Below are 23,161 nucleotides of genomic sequence, written 5' to 3' on the forward strand. Positions count from 1 at the left end.
GCAATGTAGCAACATACATGAAACCCTACTCACACCAGACAGTTACTGGCATATGCAATTTAACATTCCGACGTGTCTTACCCTGTTTCGAGTCGTACTTATTCCCTTTTTTGTCCTGGCGTTTTATCTGCCATTTCAATGGGCTCCCTTTGCTACTGCACTGATCTTTGTGATTGCTGCGGTTACTGACTGGTTTGATGGTTTTTTAGCGCGTCGCTGGAAGCAGACCACGCGTTTTGGCGCGTTCCTCGATCCGGTTGCGGATAAAGTGCTGGTGGCGATTGCGCTGGTGCTGGTGGCGGAGCATTTCCACGCGTGGTGGATTACGCTGCCTGCGGCAACGATGATCGCGCGTGAAATCATTATCTCTGCGCTGCGTGAGTGGATGGCGGAGATCGGCAAACGCAGCAGCGTGGCAGTGTCGTGGATCGGCAAGGTGAAAACCACCGCGCAGATGTTCTCGCTGTTTGCCCTGCTGTGGCGTCCAGAAGCCACGGTGGTTGGCGTGGGTGTGGTCGCACTGTACATCGCAGCCGTGCTGACGTTCTGGTCAATGTTCCAGTATTTAAGCGCAGCGCGCGGCGATTTGCTCGATAGCTGATCGATGCGATTTAAAAAGCAGCAAACGGACGCAGTGTGTGGATAATTCTGTTGACTCACTGCGTCAGATAAGTAGAATGCATCGCATCGAACGGCAGCAAGCCTGCAAGAAGCTGAACAAAATCAGCAAGTTCGATGAAGAAATACAGAATCGAGTATTTCAATTTGTAGCAAGGCAGCAACTGAACGAATCACAGAGAGCTTACTTCAGTAAGTGACCTGTGTGAGTTAAGGAAGCTAACGCAGCAACAAATTGAAAGACGAAGATTATGCGGGAATAGCTCAGTTGGTAGAGCACGACCTTGCCAAGGTCGGGGTCGCGAGTTCGAGTCTCGTTTCCCGCTCCAAATTTAGTGGTTCGTATTCAACGAATTACATATCAGATTAAAGGCGCGTTGGCAGAGTGGCCATGCAACGGATTGCAAATCCGTCTACCTCGGTTCGACTCCGGGACGCGCCTCCAATTTATACCCTGCCCGGGTGGTGAAATCGGTAGACACAAGGGATTTAAAATCCCTCGGCTTATGGCTGTGCGGGTTCAAGTCCCGCCCCGGGCACCATATTTCAAGCTGTGAAAAACCAAATAAAATCAAAGCAATATGCAGTAATGTCGTAACCGCCCAAGGGCGGTTTTTTTGTTTTTGTCCTTACCTCATCGCCAATAAAAAACCCGGCTAAGCCGGGCAAGTCATTACGATTGCGGTTGTCCCACCGGACCTGCACCTTCGCTGGCACCCGGCACCGGTTGGTTACTTGGCGCATGTGGGCGCCCATCGTTGCCGACCGCATCACTCTTGTGCATACAACCCGCCAGCGATACCAAGGTTAACGTCACCAATGCTGCTTTTGCTAAAACGTTCATCTGCTGCTCCTTATAATTAAGCGATTGAGTAACCAATCCCAAAGAGATCAAAGGATTGACCATGAGCTAAGCAAAGTCAGTGACAGCAAATTTCGCAAGCGAAGCGCGGCAGTAACCATAAAAAACGCCGGATTTCCGGCGTTTTTCGTCTCAATCCTAATATTTCTATCCCAGATTGCCACTCAGCCGCTCGCGGAAATCGCTGCTGCGGTTATCCAGCCCGATAAAGGTGACGTTCGCTCCATGGCGCTGATAGCGATATTCGATAGCATCAAGGGCCGCCACGCTGGAAGCGTCCCAAATCTGCGCATGCGTCAAATCGATGGTGACAGTTTTTGGATCGTGGCCGTAATTGAAGTGTTCAAACAAATCATTGCTGCTACCAAAGAACAGCGGGCCGCGCACGGTGTAATTGACCTGTTGGCCATCCTCGCTCAGCTGGCGTTCAGCGTGAATGACGTGAGCGATGCGGCGTGCGAACAGCATCATCGCCAGAATCACACCAACCAGCACGCCAATCGCCAGGTTACCGGTCCACACGGTGACCGCCACCGTCAGCACCATTACAAAGGTTTCCGACCACGGCATGCGTTTCAGCGTTGCCGGCTGAAGGCTGTGCCAGTTCACGGTTTTCACCGCTACCACCATCATAATGCCCGCCAGTACTACCATCGGGATCTGCGCCATAATCTGGCTCAGTCCGGTCACTAATAACAGCAGCACGATACCCGCCGCGACCGTCGAAACACGCGTACGTGCTTTGCCCAGCTCGACGTTAACGATGGTTTGGCCAATCATCGCGCAACCGGCGATGCCGCCATAGAAGCCCGCAAGAATATTGCCGACGCCCAGCGCCCAGGATTCGCGGCGTTTAGCGGAAGGCGTATCGGTGATGTCATCCACCAGTTTGGCGGTCAGCAATGATTCCATCAAACCCACAAAGGCGATGCTCAAGGCGGTGGGCCAGATGATTTGCAGCGTGTGCAGATTGATTGGGACCAGCAGCGTCGTGAAGCCTGGCAGACCGGCGGTCATTGGCCCTTCATCGCCCACGTTCGGTACGCGATAGCCAAGCAGCAACGCCACCGCCGTCACCACCACAATCGCCACCAGCGGTGAAGGGACGCTTTTCAGCACTTTTGGTAGCAGCAGCACGATGGCGAGCGTAACGGCGAACAGCACCCACACCAACTCGGATTGTCCCCAAACGTGCGGGACCTGCGCAAAAAAGATCAGGATGCCGAGGGCGTTAACGAAGCCGATCATCACCGAACGCGGGATATAGCGCATCATGCGCGACAACCCAGCGAGCCCAAAGATAATCTGGATAATGCCGCCCATAATCACCGCCGGCAGGATGTATTCAACGCCGTGCGCATGCACCATTGGGCCGATCACCAGCGCCACCGAACCGGCCGCTGCGGTGACCATCGCCGGACGACCGCCCAGAATCGACAGCGTCAGGCACAGCACCACCGAGGCCACAAGGCTGACTTTAGGATCGACACCGGCAATCACGGAGAAGGAGATAACTTCCGGGATCAGCGCCAGCGCGGTAATAATGCCGGCCAGACACTCGCGGGTTAGCAGGGCAGGCGAACGTAAAACGCGCCCCACAGTGATATCGCTCTCCACCGCAGTGGTGCGCTCAGTTGGTTGACTCATAAATTGTGCAGGCTCTTTTATTATTGTGCGCATACCGTCGCGGTACGGCAGTAACCAGTTAGGATTTTCCGAGAAGGGATGTTACCGGGCAATAAGGTGAGACGCTAGCGCGTTGGGTCAGGTGAGGGTGATTCCATCCCTGGAATCCGGCTTTAGACCGCGAGATCGTCAGGTGTTTTATTCACAACCAATTCAAGCAGATGGCGATAAATATCCAGCTGAATCACATCGCTTTCCATCTCAAGACGGTTAATCAGCGAAGCAATAATCGCTTTATTAGAAACCGGCATACCGGCTTGCAGGATTTCGGCGATGATCTGCCCGAAAACTTCCATTTCACTGCTGTCGCTGTTACCGGCCAGTTTGAAATAGTCAGCGATGGCAGCGCTACTGTGTGCGGCGTTTTGCATATGTGAAGCCCTTAAGATCGGCCTGATGGCAATGTGCCTTCAGCTCCATGATGAAAAAATTTGCACGCGGACAGGCGCGCAACACCCAACTCATCAACCAACGCAAAAAGACACCTCTGAAGGTGGAAATCCACAACACCTTCAGAGGCGACGCAAAGTGCATCATTCGTTACGGAGCCATCTCCTGGCTCACGGGACGTAAACTTATACAATCCAGCACAACTTGTACAACCTGGATTTTAAGCAATTTGTGCTAGCCCTTATTTAACAGTTACTTATGATTTGTAATGTTTTCTAAAAGCTATACAAGAATAAGCCCAAACCGCCAAATTTTCGGTGAGTTGTACAACTGATAAAGAAAGCTGGAGATTTTTTGTCCTGCCAACTACGTTTGCAGGTGTAAGCAAAATTTTCATTGGCGAGCGGCTTACCTTATAATAACGCTCCCGTTTAGTTAGATACCTAACCATTAGGCCACTACGTTTTGAGCGACTATCCCCAACCCTTTTCTCGTTTGCTGCATCTCACCGCGCACGCGTGGCGTTTGGCTGTCGATCGTCGCCTCAAAGAGAGCGGACTGAGCATGAGCAGCTGGATGGCAATTGCCAGCGTTGCCACCGCCGCCGAGCCGCCAACGCAAAAAGCGCTGGCGCAGTTGCTTGGTCTGGAAGAGGCCAGCGTCGTGCCGCTGGTGGATCGTCTGGTGAAGCAGCAGCTATTGGCGCGCGTGCAGCCGCCGGAAGATCGCCGCAAACGCCTGCTGATTCTGACGGAGCAGGGCAGCGTGGCCTTTGCCGAAGTGAAAACGCAGGCCGATGCGCTACGTGCACAGTTGCTGGCGGATATCGATCCTGCATCGCTGGCGATAACGGAACAGGTGCTGCAACAGCTGCTCGCGCGTCTGGGAAGCGTTTAACCGTGGCAAAACGTAATCCTTATGCTCCGCGCGAATGGCTGCCGCATGAGAAGCCGATGCTGCCGGGCTCGCCCTCAACGCCGCTGCATTCGCCTTCGAAGCGCATCGCGTTTGGCATCATTGGCTTATTGATTTCGATTACCGGCGCGCTGAGTAACGCGCTGGTCTCTGCCAACCTTACCAATCTGCAAGGCACCTTCGGCGCCTACAGCAATGAGATCGCCTGGCTGCCCGCGGTATATGTGATGGGCAACATCTCCATCAACCTGCTGCTGGTGAAGTTCCGCCAGCAGTTTGGTCTGCGGCTGTTCACCGAAGCGTTTCTGGTGCTGTATGTGATCGTGGCATTTTTCCACCTGCTGGCTAACGATCTCAGCTCGGCGATCATTGTCCGCACCGCGCACGGCATGGTCGGCGCGGCGCTCAGTTCGCTCGGCATCTATTACCAGATTCAGGCCTGGCCGGCGAAGCATCGGCTTAAAGCCCTGGTGATTGGCATCACCGCATCGCAGCTGGCGATTCCGCTGGCACGATTGTTCTCCACCGAACTGCTGCAGCTGCAAGAGTGGCGCGGTTTATACCTGTTTGAACTCGGTCTGGCGATGATCTCGCTGGGCTGCGTGCTGGTGGTGAAACTGCCGCCCGGCGACCGCATCAAAGCCTTTGAAAAGATGGATTTCCTCACCTTCATGTTGATGGCGCCGGGCATGGCGCTGCTGTGCGCGGTGCTGTCGCTGGGCCGCATCGAATGGTGGTTCAGCACGCCGTGGCTCGGTGTGGCATTGGCGCTGGCGTTGGTGTTGATCGTGGCGGCGATTGTCGTCGAGCACAATCGTAAGAATCCGTTGCTGAATACCCGCTGGCTCAGCAACGGCACGATTGTGCGGCTGGGCATTGTGATGATCATGATGCGTATTCTGCTGGCCGAGCAAAACACCGGCGCGGTCGGTTTCCTGCAGCAACTCGGCTTACTCAACGATCAGATGCACGGTCTGGCGTTAGCGATCATTGCCGGGGTGATTTGCGGCATGATCGCCAGCGCATTAACCATCAAACCTACGCATCTGAGCTGGCCAATTGTCGTGTCGCTGGTGGTGATGATCGTCGCCTCGCTGATGGATGCGCAATCCAACCCGCTGACGCGTGCCCACAATCTCTACTTTAGCCAGTTTCTGCTCGGTTTCGGCAGCGCCTTCTTCCTCGGGCCTGCCATGCTGCTGGGGATTGGCGGCGTGGTGACGCAACCGAAAAACCTGGTCAGCTTCTCGGTGCTGTTCGGCATGAGCCAGAACTTAGGCGGCCTTATTGGCGCGGCCATTCTCGGCACGTTCCAGACGTGGCGCGAAAAATACCACTCCAGCCTGCTGGGCGATCAGCTGTCGCAGCTGGATCCCAACGTGACCGAACGCCTTAGCCAGTACAGCTCGCTGTTTAGCAGCCAGTTGCCGGATAGCGTGCTGCTCAGCGCGCAAAGCAGCAGCCAGCTGCAAACGGTGGCGACGCTGCAAGCCAACGTGCTGGCCTATAACGATACTTATCTTCTTACCGCCGCGCTGGCTTTCATCACCTTAATCTGGGTGCTGTATCGCCTGACGCGCTTACGCTATATCAACTGGCGTCAGACTAAAATGAATGCGGCACAACCAGTAACCCCGACGGAGAATTCATGAGCCAACAGGACGACATTCAGGCGGCGGAGCGCGAGCGCACCAACCGCCGACGCATTCTTTCTATTGCCGCTGGCAGCGGCATTGTCATCGTCGGCGTGCTGGTGATCCTCTATGCCTGGCAGCTGTGGCCGTTCACCAGCACCGTTCAGTCCACGGAAAACGCCTACGTGCGTGGCCAGGTAACCTTTATCAGCCCGCAGGTGAATGGCTATCTGACTGAAGTGAACGTGGTGGATTTGCAGCCAGTGACCAAAGGCCAACTGCTGATGACCATCGACGATCGTATCTATCGTCAGCGCGTGCATCAGGCGCAGGCGCAGCTGGATATGAAAATCGCCGCGCAGAACAACAACCAGCAGCAACGTAAAAGTGCCGAAGCCAATATTCTCAGCAATAAAGCGGCGCTGGAAAATGCCAAAGCGCAGGCGCTGAAAAGCAGCCTCGATCTCAAGCGCGTCGAGAATCTGGCGGCTGATGGCTCGCTGTCGGTACGTGAGCGCGACGCCGCCCGCGCGGCAAATGCCCAGGCGCAGGCGCAGTTGCGTCAGGCGGATGCGCAGGTGGCCGTTTCACAACAGAATCTGCAAACCGTGGTGGTGAATCGCGCGTCACTGCAAGGCGATGTTGCCAGTGCGCAGGCGGCGCTGGAGTTGGCAAATATCGACCTGGCGAATACGCTCATCATCGCGCCAGACAGCGGCCAGCTCGGTCAGCTGTCGGTGCGCAAAGGCAGCTATGTGACCGCCGGCACGCGTTTGACCTCGGTGGTGCCAGAAAACAAATGGATCATCGCGAATTTCAAGGAAACTCAATTGGCGCGCGTGCGTCCCGGTTTACCGGTGAATATCCGCGTCGATGCGCTGGACGGTAAGCACTACGATGGCCGCGTCGAGTTTATTTCGCCTGCCGCCGGTTCCGAATTCAGTGCTATCTCGCCGGATAACGCCACCGGCAACTTTGTGAAAATTGCCCAGCGCATTCCGGTGCGCATCAAAATTTTGAATGACGATCTGCAAGCACTGCGTCCGGGCATGTCAGTGGAAGTAAGCATTGATACCGCCGCAGAGCCGCACAAGGATGCGCCATGAGGCGCTTATTGTTAGCCACCTGTGTGGCATTGATGGTGAGCGGCTGTGCAACGCAAGTGGAAAAAGCGCCCTCATCGTTGCCGATTCCTGAGAGCTGGCGTCAGCAGGTGGGCCCGCATGCGCTGCCGGAGGCGCAATGGTGGCAGAACTTCGGCGATGCCAATCTCAATCGCCTTGTCACGCAGGCGTTGCAGCACAACAGCGATGTCCTCACCGCGCGTTCGCGCGTGGATCAATACCGTGCCGAGTTGCGTGCCGCGCAGGGCGATAATTTCCCAACGCTGTCGGCGGGCGTGGCGGCTACGCATCAGCGTGCGCTGTCGGCGGCCACCGGTCAGCCGTATGAAAACGCGGTATTTCAGGGATTGCTGCAGGCCAACTACGAGGTGGATTTATGGGGCAGCCGCAGCAACAGCATTCGCGCCGCAGAAGCTTCGCTGGATGCGCAGCGTGCTGCCGCTTCTGCCGCTGAGCTCACCGTCGCCAGTTCGGTGGCATCGGGCTACCTCAGCTTGTGTGCGCTGGATGAACAGCTGCGCGTAACCCAGGCAACGCTGGCGACGCGCAAAAACTCGCTCAACCTGGCGCAGCGCCAGTTTGAAACCGGCTACACCTCGCGCCTTGAATGGATGCAGGCCGCCTCGGAATATCAAACCGCCAAAGCGCAGATCCCGCAGTTGCAGCATCAGATCGAGCAGCAGGAGAACGCGCTTAGCGTGCTGGTGGGCATGAACCCGCGCCAAATCGCGCGCAGCAGCCAGTTCGACCACATCAAGCCGCAAATCTTGCCATCGCTGCTGCCGTCGCAGCTGCTGAATCGCCGTCCCGATATTGTGCAGGCGCAGCGCCAGCTGCTGGCCGCCGACGCGTCACTGGCGTCAACCCAGGCCAAACTGTTGCCGTCGCTCAATCTCACCGCCAGCGGCACCTTGCAAAGCAGCGAACTGCATCAGCTGCTGGATAATCCGTTCCGTCTGTGGAGCATTGGCGGCAGCATTCTGGCTCCGCTGTTAAATCGCGAAGCGCTAACTGCTCAGGTGGATGTGGCGATGGCGACGCGTAATCAGGCGCTGTACGGTTATGAAAAAGTGGTGCGTAACGCCTTCTCCGACGTGGATAACGCGCTGGATGCCATTCGCCGTAGCGAGGAGCAGCTGGCGGAGTTGCAGAAACAGGAGAGTTATGTGGCGGAAGCGTATCGCATTGCCCACAACCGTTACCAAAATGGTTACGCCTCTTATCTGGATGAGCTGGACGCCCAGCGCACGCTGTTCAGCACTCAGCTGAATATCGTGTCAGTAAAAAATACGCTGCTGTTAGCGCAAATCGATCTATATCGTTCGCTCGGCGGCGGCTGGCAGGGTTAAACATCATGTCGCAAGGCCATTTTTCGGTAGAAATTCCGCCGTAAAACGGCCTGCGTCTGGTTTTAAATCGGCAGTAAACGATTCTAAAGTCATTCATGCTTCTTTTTACTTGTCTTTACAAATAATGTTATTATCCGCCCGCTTTACACAGTCTGAACGGAACAGTGTTGGTAAGTTTACCAGCGCGGTCGCTCACTTAAGCGGCATGCAAAGACAGGGGAAGAAAAGGAAATGATGAATAAAAAAATCGGTTTTGCGTTGTTAGTTACTGCGGTCCTGTTAACGGGCTGTGCGCCGCGTACCGCGCCGATCCAGAATGTTAGCCAGACCGTGGGTCAGAGCTACTCGGATGAGCAAATGAAGCAAGCTATCGTCCAGGCGGGCGCCGCTAACCATTGGGTGATGACGCCAGCGGGTCCGGGCGTGATGAATGGTCACCTGGCCGAGCGCGGACATACCGCGGATATTCGCGTGAACTACACCGCGAACAGTTATCAAATTCAGTATGTCAGCAGCCAGAATCTGAAAGCAGGCAGCGGTCAGATTCACCGCAACTATAACCGCTGGATTCAGAACCTGAGCCAGGGCATCCAGACGCGACTGGCGGTCGAAGCCGTTAAATAAGCGCGAAGCGTGATTGCTGACATAATGTTGTAAAGTTAGCCGTAACGCTGCCGAAATAGAAACAGGCGGGCCACGTGCCCGCCTTGTTAATCGGCGACATCCGCATGGGATGACGGGTATAGAGAGCAAGGAAGGGATGCCGCGCAGCGAAAACCGGACCATCCCTGAGGCTGAAGAAAGAATACAGGTATGAAACTCGCTTACTCCCTTGTTGACTGGCACGCCATCGCGCCGGGCAACAGCACCGCAGAAGAGTGGCAACGTTGGGCGCAACAGGCACCGGCGTTAGATGCCACGCAACCTATCGCGAAACCCCAATTTTTGCCGATGATGACCGCGCGTCGTCTCAGTGCCGGCAGCCGTGCTGCGGTTGAGTGCGGGCTGGCATTATTGGCGCGGCACAGCGTGGACGCCATCGTCTTCACCAGTCGCCACGGCGAACTGGAGCGCAATCTGCGCATCCTCACCGCGCTGGCGGAACAGCAAGCGCTGTCGCCCACCGATTTCGCCATGTCGGTTCACAACTCAGCGGTGGGCAGTTTGACCATCGCCGCGCGTCAGCCGTTGGTTTCATCCTCGGTTTCGGCCGGTATTGATAGCTTCCAGCAAGGATTGATAGAAGTGGCGGCGCTGTATCAGGCGGGTTATGCGCAGGTGCTGCTGGTGGATTTTGACGGCGTGGTGCCGGATTACTACCGTCCGTGGCTGCCGGAAATCGATCGCTTTAATGCGCCGTACGCGGTAGCGCTGCTGCTACGCGCGGGCGAGGCATGGCGTTGCGAAGCACAGGCCGGCAAACCCGCTGAGCTGCACAACCCTCTGCCGCAAAGTCTGCAGTTTCTGGCGGCGATGCTGCACAACACGCCACGTTTTAGCGTGGCCGGCGAGCGCCATCAGTGGCACTGGGAGCGTCTGCATGGTGGATAATTCGCTAACCGAGGCGCGTCCCGGTTTCAACTATTACTGGCGGCTGGTGATGACCGCCGTCAGCTTCACGCTGTTCAGCGTGGGCGGCCTGCTACTGTCGCTGATTTGGTTCAATCTGCTGTTGCTGGTGCAGCGCGATGGCCTGCGCCGTCGCCATATCGCCCGCAGCAGCATCGCCTGGAGCTTCCGCTGCTTCCTGCGTTTCTGCCGCTTTGTCGGGGTTTACGATTACCAAATCATCGGCGCAGAACAGCTGCGTCAGGATCGCGGCTGCCTGATCGTCGCCAACCATCCGTCACTGATCGATTACGTGATGATCGCGTCGGTGCTGCCGGAGATGGATTGCCTGGTGAAAGCCGAGCTGCAGCACAACATTTTCTTCCGTGGCGTGATTCGCGCCGCCGATTACCTGATTAACAGCGAAGCCGATACGCTGCTGCCAGACAGCCAGCAGCGACTGGCGCGCGGCGATACCATTCTGATTTTCCCGGAAGGCACGCGCACACGTTATGGCGAGCCGCTGAAGCTGCAGCGCGGTGCCGCCAACATTGCGGTGCGCGCGGGCTGCGATTTGCGTGTGGTGCACATCAGCTGCACCGAGCGCATGCTCGATAAGCAAAGCCGCTGGTATCAGATTCCGCTGGTTAAACCGATTTTTACTGTACGCGTACAATCGCGTATTGCCAGCCACGCCTTTAGTGAGGCCGAAGAGGATTCGCAGCCGCTGGCCGCACGTCGTCTGACGCGTCATCTGCAACAGGCGCTGGTGCCTGAAGAGACCAACTAAGTTATGCAAGTACTGATTAACGACATCAAACAGATGATTATCGACACGCTGAATCTGGAAGATATCAGCCCTGACGACATCGAAACCGACGCACCGCTGTTTGGCGAGGGGCTGGGCCTCGATTCAATCGATGCGCTGGAGCTGGGACTGGCGGTGAAAAATCGCTTCGGCGTACAGCTCTCCGCCGAGAGTGAAACGCTGCGCGCGCACTTTTTTTCCGTGGCTACACTGGCCGCGTTTGTTGAACAACAGCAAGCCTGAGAGCAGTCAACATGATGAACAAAAACGAAATTTACCAGGAAGTGGCTTCGCTGCTCACCTCGCTGTTTGAAATTGAGCCGGATGATATTCGTCCGGACGCCCGCCTGTATGAAGACCTCGAGCTGGATAGCATCGATGCGGTCGATATGGTGGTGCATCTGCAAAAGCGTACTGGCCGTAAGATCAAACCGGAAACCTTCCGCGCGGTGCGTACCGTGCAGGATGTGGTGGATGCCGTCGATCAACTGATGCGCGACGAAGCCTGATCGCATGCTGCTGCGGCTGCTAAACGGAGCGGCGCTGCTGGCGTGGCCGTTTCTGGTGTGGTTAACCCTCACCCAGCCACAGTGGCGCGGCGTGACGGGCCTGCTGGCGCTGCTGTTTGTGCTGCGCGTCTGGACGCTGCGCCGCGCCGCCGGGCCGATGGCGCGTGTGATGCTACTGCTGGCGCTGGTGGGCAGCGCGTTATGCCTCGCCAGCCTGCTGCTGCGATCGCAACATCTGCTGCTGTGGTATCCGCTGGTGGTCAATGCATCGATGCTGCTGCTGTTTGGCGCGTCGCTGTGGAGCCCCATGCCGCTGGTAGAGCGGCTGGCACGGCTGCGCGAACCGGATCTGCCACCGCGCGCGGTGCGTTATACCCGCCGCGTGACGCAAGTGTGGTGCGGCTTTTTCATCTTCAACGGCAGCGTGGCGCTGCTCACCTGCCTGCTCAATGATGTCACGCTTTGGACACTCTGGAATGGGTGCATCAGCTATCTGTTGATGGGCACGCTGATGGGCGGCGAATGGCTGCTGCGTCAGCGCATAAGGAAACAGGCATGAACTTACATAGCCTCCGCGACTGGTTCAGCGCGCCGGATCGCATGGTGGCCTGGCACGGCCAACAGCAACATACGCTGCATACCTTGCGTCAGCAGGTACGGGCGCTGGCCGATCGGCTGCAAAACCAGCCCGGCCAATATTGGGCGCTGTGCTTTGATAACAGCTATGCGTTTACCGCCGCGCTGCTGGCGCTGTGGCACGCCGGTAAAACGCCGGTGATCCCCGGACACTGTCGCGCGGCCCAGCTGGAAGAGATGGCCGACAGCCTGGATGGCGTGATCAGTGATATGCCGCTGGCAGTCGCGCTGCCGCAACTGCGCTGGGACGACGCACTGGCGAGCGGTGCGTTACCGCCAATCGCCGCCGACGCCACGCTGGTGTTGTTCACCTCTGGTTCGACCGGCACGCCGCGTCGCGTAGTGAAATCGCTGCGCGCGCTGGATCTTGAAGCCCGCTGGCTCTCCAGCTTGTGGGGCGCACGCTTACGTGATTGCCATGTGATTGCCTCCGTCAGCCATCAACATCTGTATGGCCTGAGTTTTCGCATCGTGCTGCCGATGGCGTTGGGTTTACCCTTCGCCGCGCAGCAAATTTTCTACAGTGAACAGCTGGCCGATCATTCACCCGATCGTCGCTACGCGTTTATCAGCAGCCCAGCGTTTCTGCGGCGTCTCGATCCGGCATTGGCCGGGCCGCGCTGCGAACTGATCGTGTCCGCCGGTGGCGCGTTGCCGTGGACGGCGGCGCAGCATGCGCAACAGGCACTGAGTTGCACGGTTGATGAAATTTATGGCAGCACCGAAACCGGCGTGATTGGCTGGCGCTCTGCACGTGAGGAGAACGCGCTGTGGCACTGTTTTCCGCAGATTACCCTGCGTGAGCAGGACGCCGGACGCTGGCGGGTATTTTCCGCCTTGCTGGAAACCGACGCCGGTTGCGCGCTCGACGATCGTATCGTGCAGCAGCCGTCCGGCCAGTTTCAGCTGGCGGGACGTCAGGATCGCGTGGTGAAGATCGAAGATAAACGCGTATCGCTGAGTGAAATTGAACGCCGCCTGCTGGCGTTGCCCGGCGTGGAAGATGCCGCCGCGCTGGCGATTCAGCGTCACGGTCGTCACGCGATTGGCGTGGTGCTGGCGCTGCCTGAGATGCTGGATGCGGCGACGCTGCATCAGCTAAAAATTGAGTGGAAACGCGCCCTGCAACCCTGGCTGGAGCCGGTGGCGATTCCGCGCTATTGGCGCGTGGTGACGTCGATTCCTGTCACCGCACAAAGTAAACGCGCCTGGCCACAAATTGAGGAGTTATTTGATGCTGCCGGTTGAACTGCATGCCGAACAGCAGGGCGATGCACTGATATTGCGCCTGCACGTTGTTGCCGATCTCTTTTGGTTTCGCGGCCATTTCCCGACGCTGCCAATTCTGCCCGGCGTGGCGCAGCTCGACTGGGCGCTGCATTACGGCCTGACGCGTTTAGCCATCGGTAAATCTTTCGCCGCGATTGACAATATCAAGTTCCAGCAGCCGGTGCCGCCGGATGCCGAACTGGCTTTACAGCTGCAGTGGCAGGCAGAAAAATCGCTGCTCAGTTTCAGCTACAGCCTGATCAACGGCGATGTGGCGACGGTGGCCAGCAGCGGGAAGATCCGCCTGTGTTGAGTTCTCACTTCACGCCTTGTGTGCTGATTCCCTGCTATAACCACGGCGCGATGCTGGCGTCGGTGCTGGCGCGGCTGGCATCGTTCAACTTGCCAGTGATTCTGGTGGATGACGGCAGCGATGCCACCACCAAACAGCAGATTGCGGCGCTTGAGGCACCGCAGTTGCGGGTACTGACGCTACCCCACAATCAGGGCAAAGGCGCGGCGGTGATTGCCGGGATGCGCGCGGCGGCGGCGGCGGGTTACAGCCACGCGCTGCAACTGGATGCCGATGGCCAGCATCAGGTGGAAGACACGCCGCGTATGCTGGCCGAAGCGCAGCGTTACCCGCACTGTCTGATCTCCGGTCAGCCGCTTTACGACGCCTCGATTCCCACATCGCGCCTCTACGGCCGCTACATCACCCATTTCTGGGTGTGGGTGGAAACGCTGTCGTTCTCGCTGAAAGACAGCATGTGCGGCTTCCGCGTCTATCCGCTCGCGCCATCGCTGGCGTTGTGCGATCGCCGTCCGATTGGTCAGCGCATGGATTTCGACACCGAAATCATGGTGCGCCTCTATTGGCAGGGCACGCCGAGCCGTTTTATCACCACGCGCGTGACCTATCCGGCCAGCGGCGTATCGCACTTTGATGCGCTGCGGGACAACCTGCGCATCTCATGGATGCACACGCGGCTGTTCTTCGGCATGTTGCCACGCATCCCGCAGTTACTGCGTCAGCGTAGTGATGCGCAACACTGGTCTGCAACGCCGGAACGACGCGGGCAGAGCGGTTTGCGCTTTATGCTGTGGCTCTATCGCCGCGCCGGACGCTTGCCTTTTATCTTGCTGCTGTGGCCGGTGGTGGCGGTTTACTGGCTAACCGGACGCACAGCGCGCGCCGCCTCGCAGCAGTGGCTGACGCGAGTACGGGCGATGGCGCAGCGGCAGAACATCGCGCTGCCTGCGCCGCTCAGCAGCTATCGTCACTTTTTGCGTTTCGGCTACAGCATGCTGGATAAAGTCGCTAGCTGGCGCGGTGATCTGCAATGGGGGCGCGACATTGATTTCGCGCCAGGTGCGGAAGCCACCATTCGCGCCGCCGAGGGCAAAGGCCATCTGATTCTGGCCTCGCATCTCGGTGATATCGAAGCCTGCCGCGCGATGGCCAAACAGGTCAGCGGATTGGTGATTAATGCGCTGGTGTTTACTGACAATGCGCAACGCTTCCGCGAGGTGCTGGAGAGCATTGCACCGCAGGCGGGCGTCAATCTGCTGCCGGTCACCGATATCGGTCCGGACACCGCCATTCTGCTGCAGCAAAAACTTGATGCCGGTGAATGGGTGGCGATTGTTGGCGATCGTACCGCCGTGCATCGCCAGCGCGGCGGCGAGCGTCGCGTGGTGTGGAGTGAATTTATGGGCCATCCTGCACCGTTTCCCCAGGGACCGTTTGTGCTGGCGGCGGCGTTGCGCTGTCCAGTGCTGCTGATGTTCGCCCTGCGCGAACAGGGGCGATTGCGGGTGCACTGCGAAGCCTTTGCCGATCCGCTCTCGCTGCCGCGCGTCCAGCGCCAGCAGGCGTTACAGGCCACCGTCGATCGCTACGCCGAACGGTTACAACAGCACGCGCTGATGGCGCCGCTGGACTGGTTTAACTTTTACAATTTCTGGACGTTGCCCGAGGAGAAAAGCCGCGATGAGTGAAAGCAACTACCGCGCTGAGGTGGACATTACCGTGTCGTTTCACGACTGCGATCCGATGGGCGTGGTGTGGCACGGCAACTATTTCCGCTTTTTTGAAGTGGCGCGCGAAGCCTTGCTGCGCAGCGTCAATTACAGCTACGGCGAAATGGCCGCCAGCGGCTACGTCTGGCCGGTGGTCGATACCCATGTGAAATACCGCCAGCCGCTGCGCTGCGAAGAGGTGGTGCGCGTCATCGCCAGTATCAGCGAATACGAAAACCGTTTACGCATTGATTATGTGATCCGCAACGCGGCGGGGCAGGTGACCACCAAAGCCCACACGCTGCAGGTGGCGGTCAATGCAGCGACTCAAGAGATGTGTTTTGTCTCGCCCGATATTCTGTTTGAACGCCTGGGAGTGAAACCGTGATCAGAACCCTTTGTCTGCTGCTGCTGGTGATCTGCGCCAACGCCAGCGCGGTCACGCTCGAGCAGTTGCAACAGCGCTTTGCCAGCCAACCGGTGATCCGCGCCAATTTTGTTCAGGTGCGCACCATTGCCGGGATGGCGCAGCCGCTGGTGTCACGCGGTCAGCTGCTGATCGCCCAGCAGCAGGGTTTGTGGTGGCAGCAAGCCACGCCGTTCCCACTGATGCTGATCCTTGATGATAAGCGCATGGTGCAGAGCATGAGCGGCCAGCCGCCGCAGGTGATCACCGCCGACAGCAATCCGCAGATGTTCCAGTTCAACCATTTGTTACGCGCGCTATTCCAGGCAGATGAAAAGGTGCTGCGTGAGAATTTTGCGCTCGATTTCCACGATCTGGGCAACAACCGCTGGCAACTTGGTTTGACGCCGAAAGCCGCGCCGCTGAATAAGATCTTTAACCGTATCGATCTGCAAGGCGAGGCGTTTCTCAATCGCATCACGCTGGATGATAAGCAGGGCGATAAAACCGAGATCACCCTTAGCGCTACCCGCACCGAACCGAAACAGTTAACCGATGAAGAGCGAGCCCGTTTTGCCCCAGCGCAGTGAAAAAACCGTTGCGCTGCTGTGGCTGGCGGTGTGCCTGACGTTAGCGGTGGCGCTGGCGGTTTTGCTGCCGCGCAGCCAGCTGAATAGCAGCGTGCTGGCGTTATTGCCGCAGCAAAACCTCGGCCAGGCGCCAGCGGAGATCCAGCACGGCTTTATGCAGCGCCTCGATCGTCAGCTGGTGTGGCTGGTAAGTGCCAACGATCACGACGGCGATGCGGTTGCGGCCTGGTGGCAAGCGCAGCTGCAAGCCTTGCCGATGCTGAAACAGGTGAGCGGCGAACTGGATGATGATCAGATGCAGCGCTGGGGTGCCTATGCGTTTCAGCATCGCAACGGCTTGATCGATGCGGCCACGCGCGCGCGCCTGCAGAACGGTGGTGACGCGCAGGCCGACTGGATTCTGGCGCAGCTGTTCTCGGCCTTCGCGGGCGTCGGCAGCCAAGAGATCGGCCACGATCCGCTGCTGCTGGTGCGCGGCGCGCAACTTGCGATGCAGCAGAACGCCAACAAAATGCTGCTGCATAACGGCTGGCTGACGGTCAAGGATGCGCAGCAGCGCCGCTGGTATTTCATGCACGGCGAGCTGGCGAGCAATGCTTTCAGTATCAAAGAGAGCCACCAGCTGGTGACTGCGCTCAATCAGCTGGAGCAACAGCTGAAAACCCGCTGGCCGGATGCGCAACTGCTGACGCGTGGCACGGTGCTGTTTAGCGACAATGCCAGCCAGCGCGCGCAGCATGATGTCGAAACCCTCGGCAGCGCAACGTTAGCGGGGTTGCTGCTGCTGGTGTGGCTGGTGTTCCGTTCATTACGGCCGCTGGCGCTCTGTGCATTGTCGGTGGCGATGGGCGCGATGGCGGGCACGGTGCTGACGCTGCTCTGTTTTGGTGAGCTGCATCTCACCACCTTAGTGATGAGCCTCAGCATTGTCGGTATTTCGGCCGATTATACGCTCTACTATCTGACGGAACGCATGGTGCACGGCGAGCAAGCCACGCCGTGGCAAAGTTTGCATAAGGTGCGCGGCACGCTGCTGCTGGCGCTCGGCACCACGGCGATTGCCTGGCTGTTGATGCTGCTGGCACCGTTCCCCGGCTTGCGCCAGCTGGCGGTATTTGCCGCCAGCGGATTAAGTGCTTCCTGCCTGACGGTGATCTGTTTTTATCCGTGGCTGGTACGCGGTTTACCGGTGCGGCCGATTCCGGCGATGGTATGGCTGGCGCGCTGGCTGGCCGCGTGGCGGCGCAATAACGGGCTGAAGCGCGGCTTACCGGCGCTGGTGGCGATCTATGCGCTGAGCGGCATGCTACAACTCAAGGTCGATGATGATATTGCCCATCTGCAAAGCGCCCCGGCGCAACTGTTAGCGCAGGATCGTCAGCTGGCGCAACTCACCGGTCAGCAGGCCGATCAAACCTGGTTTGTGGTGTGGGGCGATGATGAACAGCAAGCACTGCAACGGCTGAGCGCGCTGGCACCCAAGCTGCAACAGGCGCAGCAGCAAGGCTGGTTCAAAAGTTATCGCGTGCTGCCGCTCAGTTCGCTGGCGCAGCAGCAGCAGGATGTAGCGCTGCTACAGCAGGCTGCACCCACCATTCTGGATCGATTGAAGCAGGCGGGCATTACTGTAGCGAATGCTAATCTCAGCGCCATGCCGGTGACCGCCGCCGACTGGCTGGCGAGCCCGCTGAGTGAAGGCTGGCGGCTGCTGTGGCTGTCGCTGCCGGACGGACGCAGCAGCGTGCTGGTGCCGATCGGCGGCGTTAAAAACAGCGCTGCGTTGCAGCAGCTGGCATCCCAGCAGTCGGGCGTCAGTTGGGTCGACCGCAAGGCCAGCTATGATGATCTGTTCCGCTTCTGGCGCACGCTGCTGAGCGGATTGCTGGCGCTGGCGTTATTGCTGATTACCGCCAGCTACATGCTGCGGCTGGGTGTGAAAGCCGGGATGCGCAGCGCGCTGCCGTCGTGGCTGTCGCTGGCGGCGGCGCTGGCGACCTTGGGCTGGATTGGCGCGAGCCTCAATCTGTTTGCCTTGCTGGCGCTGATTCTGGTGCTGGGCATCGGCATCAACTACACGCTGTTCTTCAGCAATCCGCGCGGCACGCCGTTAACCTCCATGCTGGCGGTGACGCTGGCGATGATGACCACACTGTTAACGCTCGGCATGCTGGTGTTCAGCAGCACCGCCGCCATCAGCGGTTTTGGCACCGTGCTGTGCAGCGGGATTTTTTGTGCATTCTTGCTGGCGCCGTTGGCGCTGGCTCCGGGAAAAAGGAAGCAACGATGAAAATGGGCATTTTGCTGCTGTTGAGCCTGCTGGTAAGCGGCTGCGCGCAGCATCAGAGCGACCTCAACCGGCCAACCGCGTGGCTGAAACCGGGCGTGCGCGTCACGCTGCCGGCGCCGGGCATCTCGCCCGCGTTTCAGCAGCAGCAGTTGCTGACCGGCCACGCCAAAGGCAAAACCCAGTCGCTGCTGGTGCTGCTGAGCGCGGATTCACAGCAGCTGAGCCTCGCCGGTTTGTCATCGCTTGGCATTCGCCTGTTCCGCGTTACCTATGATAAAAACGGCATTCACACGCAGCAGATGATGGCGCTGCCGGAAATGCCGCCCGCCAGTCAGGTGCTGGCGGATGTGATGCTAAGCCACTGGCCGATCAGCGCATGGCAGCCGCAGCTGCCGCGCGGCTGGACGCTGACCGACATCGACGATCGCCGCGAGCTGCGCGATCCCTCTGGCAAGGTGGTAACGCTGATTCGCTATCTGCAGCGCGGCGAGTTGCGTGAGCCGATCAGCATCGATCAACGCGCTTTTGGCTATCAGATTCAAATCCAACATCTGGATGCGTCATCATGATCTACATCTCCGCCTTTGGCATGGTGAATGCGCTGGGCAACGACCTGGCGCACATCGCCGCGCAGCTACAAGCGGGCCACGCGCCCGGCATGCAACCGCGCGACGGCTGGCTGCAAGACGGCAAACGCTGCTGGCTGGGCGAAGTGCAGGGCGCATTGCCGCTGATTCCTGCCGCGCTGGCGGCGCATAACACCCGCAACAATCAGCTGCTGCTGGCCGCGCTGGCGCAGATACGCCCGGTAGTGGATGCGGCCATCGCGCAATATGGGCGCGATCGCGTGGCGATTGTGCTTGGCACCAGCACCTCCGGCGTTGATGAAGGCGATCGTCAGGTGGATGACGCCTTGTCGGGCTACGATTACCGCATGCAGGAGCTTGGCGATCCATCACGCTTCCTGGCGCATTTTTTAGCGCTGGACGGTCCGGCTTACACCATTTCGACTGCCTGCTCATCCAGTGCGCGCGCCATAATCAGCGGCCAACGTTTGATTGATGCTGGTTTAGCGGACGTGGCGCTGGTGGGCGGCGCGGATTCGCTAAGTCGTATGCCGATTAACGGTTTCGCCAGCCTGGATTCACTCTCTGAACGTCACTGCGCGCCGTTTAGCGCCGATCGCGACGGCATTTCGATTGGTGAAGCTGCCGCGCTGCTGCTGCTGACGCGCGAAAAGCAGCCGCTGGCGCTGCTCGGCTGCGGTGAATCGTCGGACGCGTGGCACATGTCGGCACCGCATCCTGAAGGCGTCGGCGCCGAGCGCGCTATGCTGATGGCGCTGCAACAAGCGGGTTTACAGCCGCAGGATGTTGGTTACATCAACCTGCACGGTACCGCCACGCCGCTGAACGATCAGGTGGAATCTGCGGTGATTCACCGCCTGTTTGGCGATCGCGTGCCGTGTAGCTCAACCAAACACCTGACCGGCCACACGCTGGGCGCGGCGGGCGCCACCGAAGCGGCTTTAGCCGCACTGATTCTGCAGCAGCAGCTGCCGCTGCCGCCGCAGGATTTCTCGCTGGCGGCACACGATACTTCGCTGCCGGCGTGCGGTTTGATCACCACGCCGCAGCCTTTGGCGCGCCCGGTGATTGCCTCAAATTCGTTTGCTTTTGGCGGGAACAATACCTGCCTGATTGTAGGAAAGCCTTATGAGTGATTTTCTGCCGGTAGATGCTTATTTGCCGCATCGTGCACCGATGCTGCTGCTGGATCGCGTCATCCAGGTTAGCGACGACAGCGTGATCTGCGAAGTCAGTATCAACGCGACAGGCGTGCTGGCCCCTTTTCTCACCGCACAGGGCGATTTACCGGCGTGGTACGGCGTGGAAATCATGGCGCAGACCGTTGGCGTCTGGTCGGGCTTTCATGCGCGTCAGCGCAGCGGCGATGAGATTCGTCCCGGCATGCTGCTTGGCGGACGCGGTTATCGTGCCAGCCGCACCGCTTTCGCCGCCAACAGCACGCTGCGCGTTGAAATGCGTCTGCTGATGCGTGACGACCGATTGGGCAGCTTTGAAGGGGAGATCCGCTGCGGCGAGGCGATCATCGCCAGCGGGCGGCTCAATACCTATCAGCCCAATGAACACGAGTTAATTCAATTGCAACAAGGAGTTCAGCCATGACACGCAGCGTTTTAGTGACCGGCGCAAGTAAAGGTATTGGCCGCGCCATCGCACTGCGTCTGGCGCAGGATGGCTTTGAGATAGTGGTGCATTATCACCGCGACAGCGCCGGTGCCGCGCAGACGCTGGCTGAGATTGAGGCGGCGGGCGGATGTGGGCGCACCTTGCAGTTTGACGTGGCGCAGCGCGATGCCACACGCAGCGCACTGGAACAGGATATTGCCGCACACGGCGCCTACTACGGCGTGGTGAGCAATGCGGGCATCACGCGCGATGCGGCGTTCCCGGCGCTGACCGATGACGAGTGGGACAGCGTGATCCACACCAATCTCGACAGCTTCTACAACGTGATTCATCCGTGCGTGATGCCGATGATTGGCCTGCGCAAGGGCGGACGCATTATTACGCTCTCCTCGGTTTCGGGGATCATGGGCAATCGCGGCCAGGTCAACTACAGCGCGGCCAAAGCCGGTATTATCGGTGCCACCAAAGCGCTGGCGATTGAGCTGGCGAAACGCAAAATTACCGTTAACTGCATCGCACCCGGCTTGATTGATACCGGTATGACCGATCTTGAGCCGCTGGTGATTGACGAGGCGATGAAGCTGATCCCGATGAAGCGCATGGGCGCGGCGGATGAAGTCGCCGGACTGGCCAGCTACTTAATGTCGGACATCGCGGGCTACGTCACGCGTCAGGTGATTTCAATCAATGGAGGTATGCTGTGATTCAGCGCGTAGTGGTAACCGGCATGGGCGGCGTAAGCGCTTTTGGTGAGCGTTGGAGCGCGGTGGCTGAGCGGATCAAACAGGGCAAAAATGCGGTGCGCCATATGCCGGAATGGCAAGTGTACGACGGCTTGCACACGCTGCTCGGCGCGCCGGTGGACGACTTTACGCCGCCAGCGCATTACACGCGCAAACGCATTCGTTCGATGGGGCGCGTCTCACTGATGGCGACGCGCGCCACCGAACTCGCGCTGGAGCAGGCCGGTTTGATCGATCATCCGGTGCTGACCAGCGGTGAAACCGGCATTGCTTATGGCTCCTCAACTGGCAGCACCGGACCGGTGAGTGAATTTGCCACTATGCTGACGGAAAAGCACACCAACAACATTACCGGCACCACTTACGTGCAGATGATGCCGCACACCACCGCCGTTAACGCGGGCCTGTTCTTTGGCCTGCGCGGCCGGGTAATCCCGACGTCCAGCGCCTGTACGTCGGGCAGCCAGGCGATCGGCTATGCCTGGGAAGCGATTCGTCACGGTTATCAAACCGTGATGGTGGCGGGTGGGGCGGAAGAGCTGTGTCCATCCGAAGCGGCGGTGTTTGACACGCTGTTCGCCACCAGCCAGCGTAACGACGCGCCGCACACGTCGCCCGCGCCGTTCGACCAGCAGCGCGACGGATTAGTGATTGGCGAAGGTGCAGGCACCTTGATCCTCGAATCGCTTGAACATGCGCAGGCGCGCGGAGCCACCATTTATGCCGAGCTGGTGGGTTTCCACACCAACTGCGATGCCGCGCATATCACCCAGCCGCAGCGTGAAACCATGCAGATTTGTATCGAGCGCGCGCTGAAAACCGCCGGTGTCACGGCGGAGCAGATTGGCTATATCAATGCCCACGGCACCGCCACCGATCGCGGCGATATCGCCGAGAGTCAGGCCACCGCAGCGATTTATGGCAACAGCACGCCAATCTCTTCGCTGAAAAGCTACTTTGGCCATACGCTGGGCGCGTGCGGGGCGCTGGAAGCCTGGATGAGCATTGAGATGATGCGTGAAGGCTGGTTTGCGCCGACGTTGAATTTGTCACAACCGGCCGCTGAATGCGGTGAACTTGATTACATCATCGGTGAAGCGCGCCAGATTGAGACAGATTACATCCAATCCAATAACTTCGCCTTTGGCGGGATTAACACTTCGCTGGTGTTTAAACGCTGGCGCGAAGGCTGATAGCAGGTCGCCATGAATGGCGCTTGTTAGTTAAGTCCGCGACGAACGCATGCCGGATGCTTCGGTACATGTTGTTGAAAAGGGCACAGTTGCCAGAGGCGCTGGCGCGTCTGCTGCGGCAAAAGGGCTATTCGCAGCGCTGAGGCTTTTACGTTGGGCCAGGAGCCTCACGCATGGATGCGTGAGGCAGTTCGGGGTCGGCCAGGGAAGGCCGATCCGCGAACGGTCCGTTGGCACGACGTGGAAGCCGAAGGCACCGCGCTAGCGGCGCGAGGACGGCCCGTGACGCAGCAGATGTGTCAGAGCCCGCTACCTAGTCAAAGCAAAACCCTTTCTTCAGTGATAAGCATTGGTCGCCA

25 protein-coding genes and 3 tRNA genes are annotated in these 23,161 nt (G+C 58.8%); 25 read left to right on the forward strand and 3 right to left on the reverse strand.

Translation table 11 applies throughout. The features are described from left to right. The first annotated feature begins 52 nt into the window (after positions 1-52). The 4 genes from pgsA to AAF463_RS07140 all read left to right on the forward strand — a co-directional run bounded on the left by pgsA (position 53) and on the right by AAF463_RS07140 (position 1,160). Positions 53-601 (forward strand): CDP-diacylglycerol--glycerol-3-phosphate 3-phosphatidyltransferase, encoded by a 549-nt coding sequence (gene pgsA, locus AAF463_RS07125; protein ID WP_008102316.1) that lies wholly within the window; start codon positions 53-55, stop codon positions 599-601. Positions 602-871: 270 nt separating this feature from the next. Further along, positions 872-947, forward strand: a tRNA-Gly gene (locus AAF463_RS07130). 42 nt (positions 948-989) lie between these two features. After that, a tRNA-Cys gene (locus tag AAF463_RS07135) sits at positions 990-1,063 on the forward strand. An 11-nt stretch (positions 1,064-1,074) separates the two neighbouring features. Next, positions 1,075-1,160: transfer RNA gene (locus AAF463_RS07140), tRNA-Leu, on the forward strand. Between the two features lie 131 nt (positions 1,161-1,291). Here the strand turns inward: AAF463_RS07140 and AAF463_RS07145 are convergent. From AAF463_RS07145 to AAF463_RS07155, 3 genes are all read right to left on the reverse strand, one after another. After that, positions 1,292-1,462 (reverse strand): hypothetical protein, encoded by a 171-nt coding sequence (locus AAF463_RS07145; RefSeq protein WP_167391169.1) that lies wholly within the window; start codon positions 1,460-1,462, stop codon positions 1,292-1,294. Between the two features lie 165 nt (positions 1,463-1,627). Further along, positions 1,628-3,127, reverse strand: a complete 1,500-nt coding sequence (locus tag AAF463_RS07150; protein ID WP_217547017.1) for a SulP family inorganic anion transporter — start codon at positions 3,125-3,127, stop codon at positions 1,628-1,630. A 152-nt stretch (positions 3,128-3,279) separates the two neighbouring features. Further along, positions 3,280-3,537 (reverse strand): biofilm/acid-resistance regulator YmgB/AriR, encoded by a 258-nt coding sequence (locus tag AAF463_RS07155; RefSeq protein WP_101760894.1) that lies wholly within the window; start codon positions 3,535-3,537, stop codon positions 3,280-3,282. Positions 3,538-4,021: 484 nt separating this feature from the next. Here AAF463_RS07155 and AAF463_RS07160 point away from each other — a divergent pair, with 484 nt between their 5' ends. From AAF463_RS07160 to AAF463_RS07260, 21 genes are all read left to right on the forward strand, one after another. Further along, a complete protein-coding gene (locus AAF463_RS07160; RefSeq protein WP_101760893.1) occupies positions 4,022-4,453 on the forward strand; it encodes a MarR family transcriptional regulator in 432 nt (143 codons plus the stop codon). A 2-nt stretch (positions 4,454-4,455) separates the two neighbouring features. Continuing rightward, on the forward strand, positions 4,456-6,123 hold the full coding sequence (locus AAF463_RS07165) for an MFS transporter (protein ID WP_350261780.1): 1,668 nt from the start codon (positions 4,456-4,458) through the stop codon (positions 6,121-6,123). Next, positions 6,120-7,211: an HlyD family secretion protein gene (locus AAF463_RS07170; protein ID WP_350261781.1), complete on the forward strand. Its 1,092-nt coding sequence runs from the start codon at positions 6,120-6,122 to the stop codon at positions 7,209-7,211. Before AAF463_RS07165 ends, AAF463_RS07170 begins: the two co-directional genes overlap by 4 nt. Beyond that, positions 7,208-8,578, forward strand: a complete 1,371-nt coding sequence (locus tag AAF463_RS07175; protein WP_350261782.1) for an efflux transporter outer membrane subunit — start codon at positions 7,208-7,210, stop codon at positions 8,576-8,578. The genes AAF463_RS07170 and AAF463_RS07175 overlap by 4 nt, the downstream gene beginning before the upstream one ends. Positions 8,579-8,812: 234 nt before the next feature. Beyond that, positions 8,813-9,202, forward strand: a complete 390-nt coding sequence (locus tag AAF463_RS07180) for a hypothetical protein (protein WP_350261979.1) — start codon at positions 8,813-8,815, stop codon at positions 9,200-9,202. Positions 9,203-9,391: 189 nt separating this feature from the next. After that, positions 9,392-10,129, forward strand: coding sequence for a beta-ketoacyl synthase chain length factor (locus AAF463_RS07185; protein WP_350261783.1), 738 nt, complete (start codon positions 9,392-9,394; stop codon positions 10,127-10,129). Then, complete coding sequence (locus AAF463_RS07190) at positions 10,119-10,916, forward strand: 1-acyl-sn-glycerol-3-phosphate acyltransferase (RefSeq protein ID WP_110865892.1); 798 nt, start codon at positions 10,119-10,121, stop codon at positions 10,914-10,916. The genes AAF463_RS07185 and AAF463_RS07190 overlap by 11 nt, the downstream gene beginning before the upstream one ends. Before the next feature lie 3 nt (positions 10,917-10,919). Further along, positions 10,920-11,177, forward strand: coding sequence for a phosphopantetheine-binding protein (locus tag AAF463_RS07195; RefSeq protein WP_007887282.1), 258 nt, complete (start codon positions 10,920-10,922; stop codon positions 11,175-11,177). Positions 11,178-11,188: 11 nt separating this feature from the next. After that, on the forward strand, positions 11,189-11,443 hold the full coding sequence (locus tag AAF463_RS07200; protein ID WP_101760886.1) for an acyl carrier protein: 255 nt from the start codon (positions 11,189-11,191) through the stop codon (positions 11,441-11,443). Positions 11,444-11,447: 4 nt separating this feature from the next. Next, on the forward strand, positions 11,448-12,002 hold the full coding sequence (locus tag AAF463_RS07205) for a hypothetical protein (protein WP_110865893.1): 555 nt from the start codon (positions 11,448-11,450) through the stop codon (positions 12,000-12,002). Further along, entirely contained in the window at positions 11,999-13,327 is a 1,329-nt protein-coding gene (locus tag AAF463_RS07210; protein ID WP_350261784.1) for an AMP-binding protein, read from the forward strand. The genes AAF463_RS07205 and AAF463_RS07210 overlap by 4 nt, the downstream gene beginning before the upstream one ends. Continuing rightward, entirely contained in the window at positions 13,314-13,661 is a 348-nt protein-coding gene (locus AAF463_RS07215) for a beta-hydroxyacyl-ACP dehydratase (RefSeq protein ID WP_137385540.1), read from the forward strand. The genes AAF463_RS07210 and AAF463_RS07215 overlap by 14 nt, the downstream gene beginning before the upstream one ends. Further along, complete coding sequence (locus tag AAF463_RS07220; protein ID WP_350261785.1) at positions 13,655-15,349, forward strand: glycosyltransferase; 1,695 nt, start codon at positions 13,655-13,657, stop codon at positions 15,347-15,349. Before AAF463_RS07215 ends, AAF463_RS07220 begins: the two co-directional genes overlap by 7 nt. Then, the gene (locus tag AAF463_RS07225; RefSeq protein WP_222181781.1) at positions 15,342-15,758 is read left to right on the forward strand and encodes a thioesterase family protein; all 417 of its coding nucleotides are present in this window, start codon (positions 15,342-15,344) and stop codon (positions 15,756-15,758) included. The genes AAF463_RS07220 and AAF463_RS07225 overlap by 8 nt, the downstream gene beginning before the upstream one ends. Beyond that, complete coding sequence (locus AAF463_RS07230) at positions 15,755-16,366, forward strand: outer membrane lipoprotein carrier protein LolA (protein WP_101760880.1); 612 nt, start codon at positions 15,755-15,757, stop codon at positions 16,364-16,366. The genes AAF463_RS07225 and AAF463_RS07230 overlap by 4 nt, the downstream gene beginning before the upstream one ends. Next, entirely contained in the window at positions 16,332-18,653 is a 2,322-nt protein-coding gene (locus AAF463_RS07235) for an MMPL family transporter (protein ID WP_336767419.1), read from the forward strand. Before AAF463_RS07230 ends, AAF463_RS07235 begins: the two co-directional genes overlap by 35 nt. Further along, positions 18,650-19,222: a DUF3261 domain-containing protein gene (locus AAF463_RS07240; RefSeq protein ID WP_176970802.1), complete on the forward strand. Its 573-nt coding sequence runs from the start codon at positions 18,650-18,652 to the stop codon at positions 19,220-19,222. The genes AAF463_RS07235 and AAF463_RS07240 overlap by 4 nt, the downstream gene beginning before the upstream one ends. Next, on the forward strand, positions 19,219-20,376 hold the full coding sequence (locus tag AAF463_RS07245) for a beta-ketoacyl-[acyl-carrier-protein] synthase family protein (protein ID WP_350261786.1): 1,158 nt from the start codon (positions 19,219-19,221) through the stop codon (positions 20,374-20,376). The genes AAF463_RS07240 and AAF463_RS07245 overlap by 4 nt, the downstream gene beginning before the upstream one ends. After that, entirely contained in the window at positions 20,369-20,842 is a 474-nt protein-coding gene (locus tag AAF463_RS07250; RefSeq protein ID WP_350261787.1) for a hotdog family protein, read from the forward strand. Before AAF463_RS07245 ends, AAF463_RS07250 begins: the two co-directional genes overlap by 8 nt. Then, positions 20,839-21,570: a 3-ketoacyl-ACP reductase FabG2 gene (locus AAF463_RS07255; protein WP_192234328.1), complete on the forward strand. Its 732-nt coding sequence runs from the start codon at positions 20,839-20,841 to the stop codon at positions 21,568-21,570. The genes AAF463_RS07250 and AAF463_RS07255 overlap by 4 nt, the downstream gene beginning before the upstream one ends. Next, positions 21,567-22,802, forward strand: coding sequence for a beta-ketoacyl-ACP synthase (locus tag AAF463_RS07260; RefSeq protein WP_271459940.1), 1,236 nt, complete (start codon positions 21,567-21,569; stop codon positions 22,800-22,802). Before AAF463_RS07255 ends, AAF463_RS07260 begins: the two co-directional genes overlap by 4 nt. Positions 22,803-23,161: the final 359 nt, after the last annotated feature.

The sequence above is a fragment of the Pantoea sp. BJ2 genome, from assembly GCF_040255075.1.
In the GTDB taxonomy this organism is placed as follows: domain Bacteria; phylum Pseudomonadota; class Gammaproteobacteria; order Enterobacterales; family Enterobacteriaceae; genus Pantoea; species Pantoea leporis.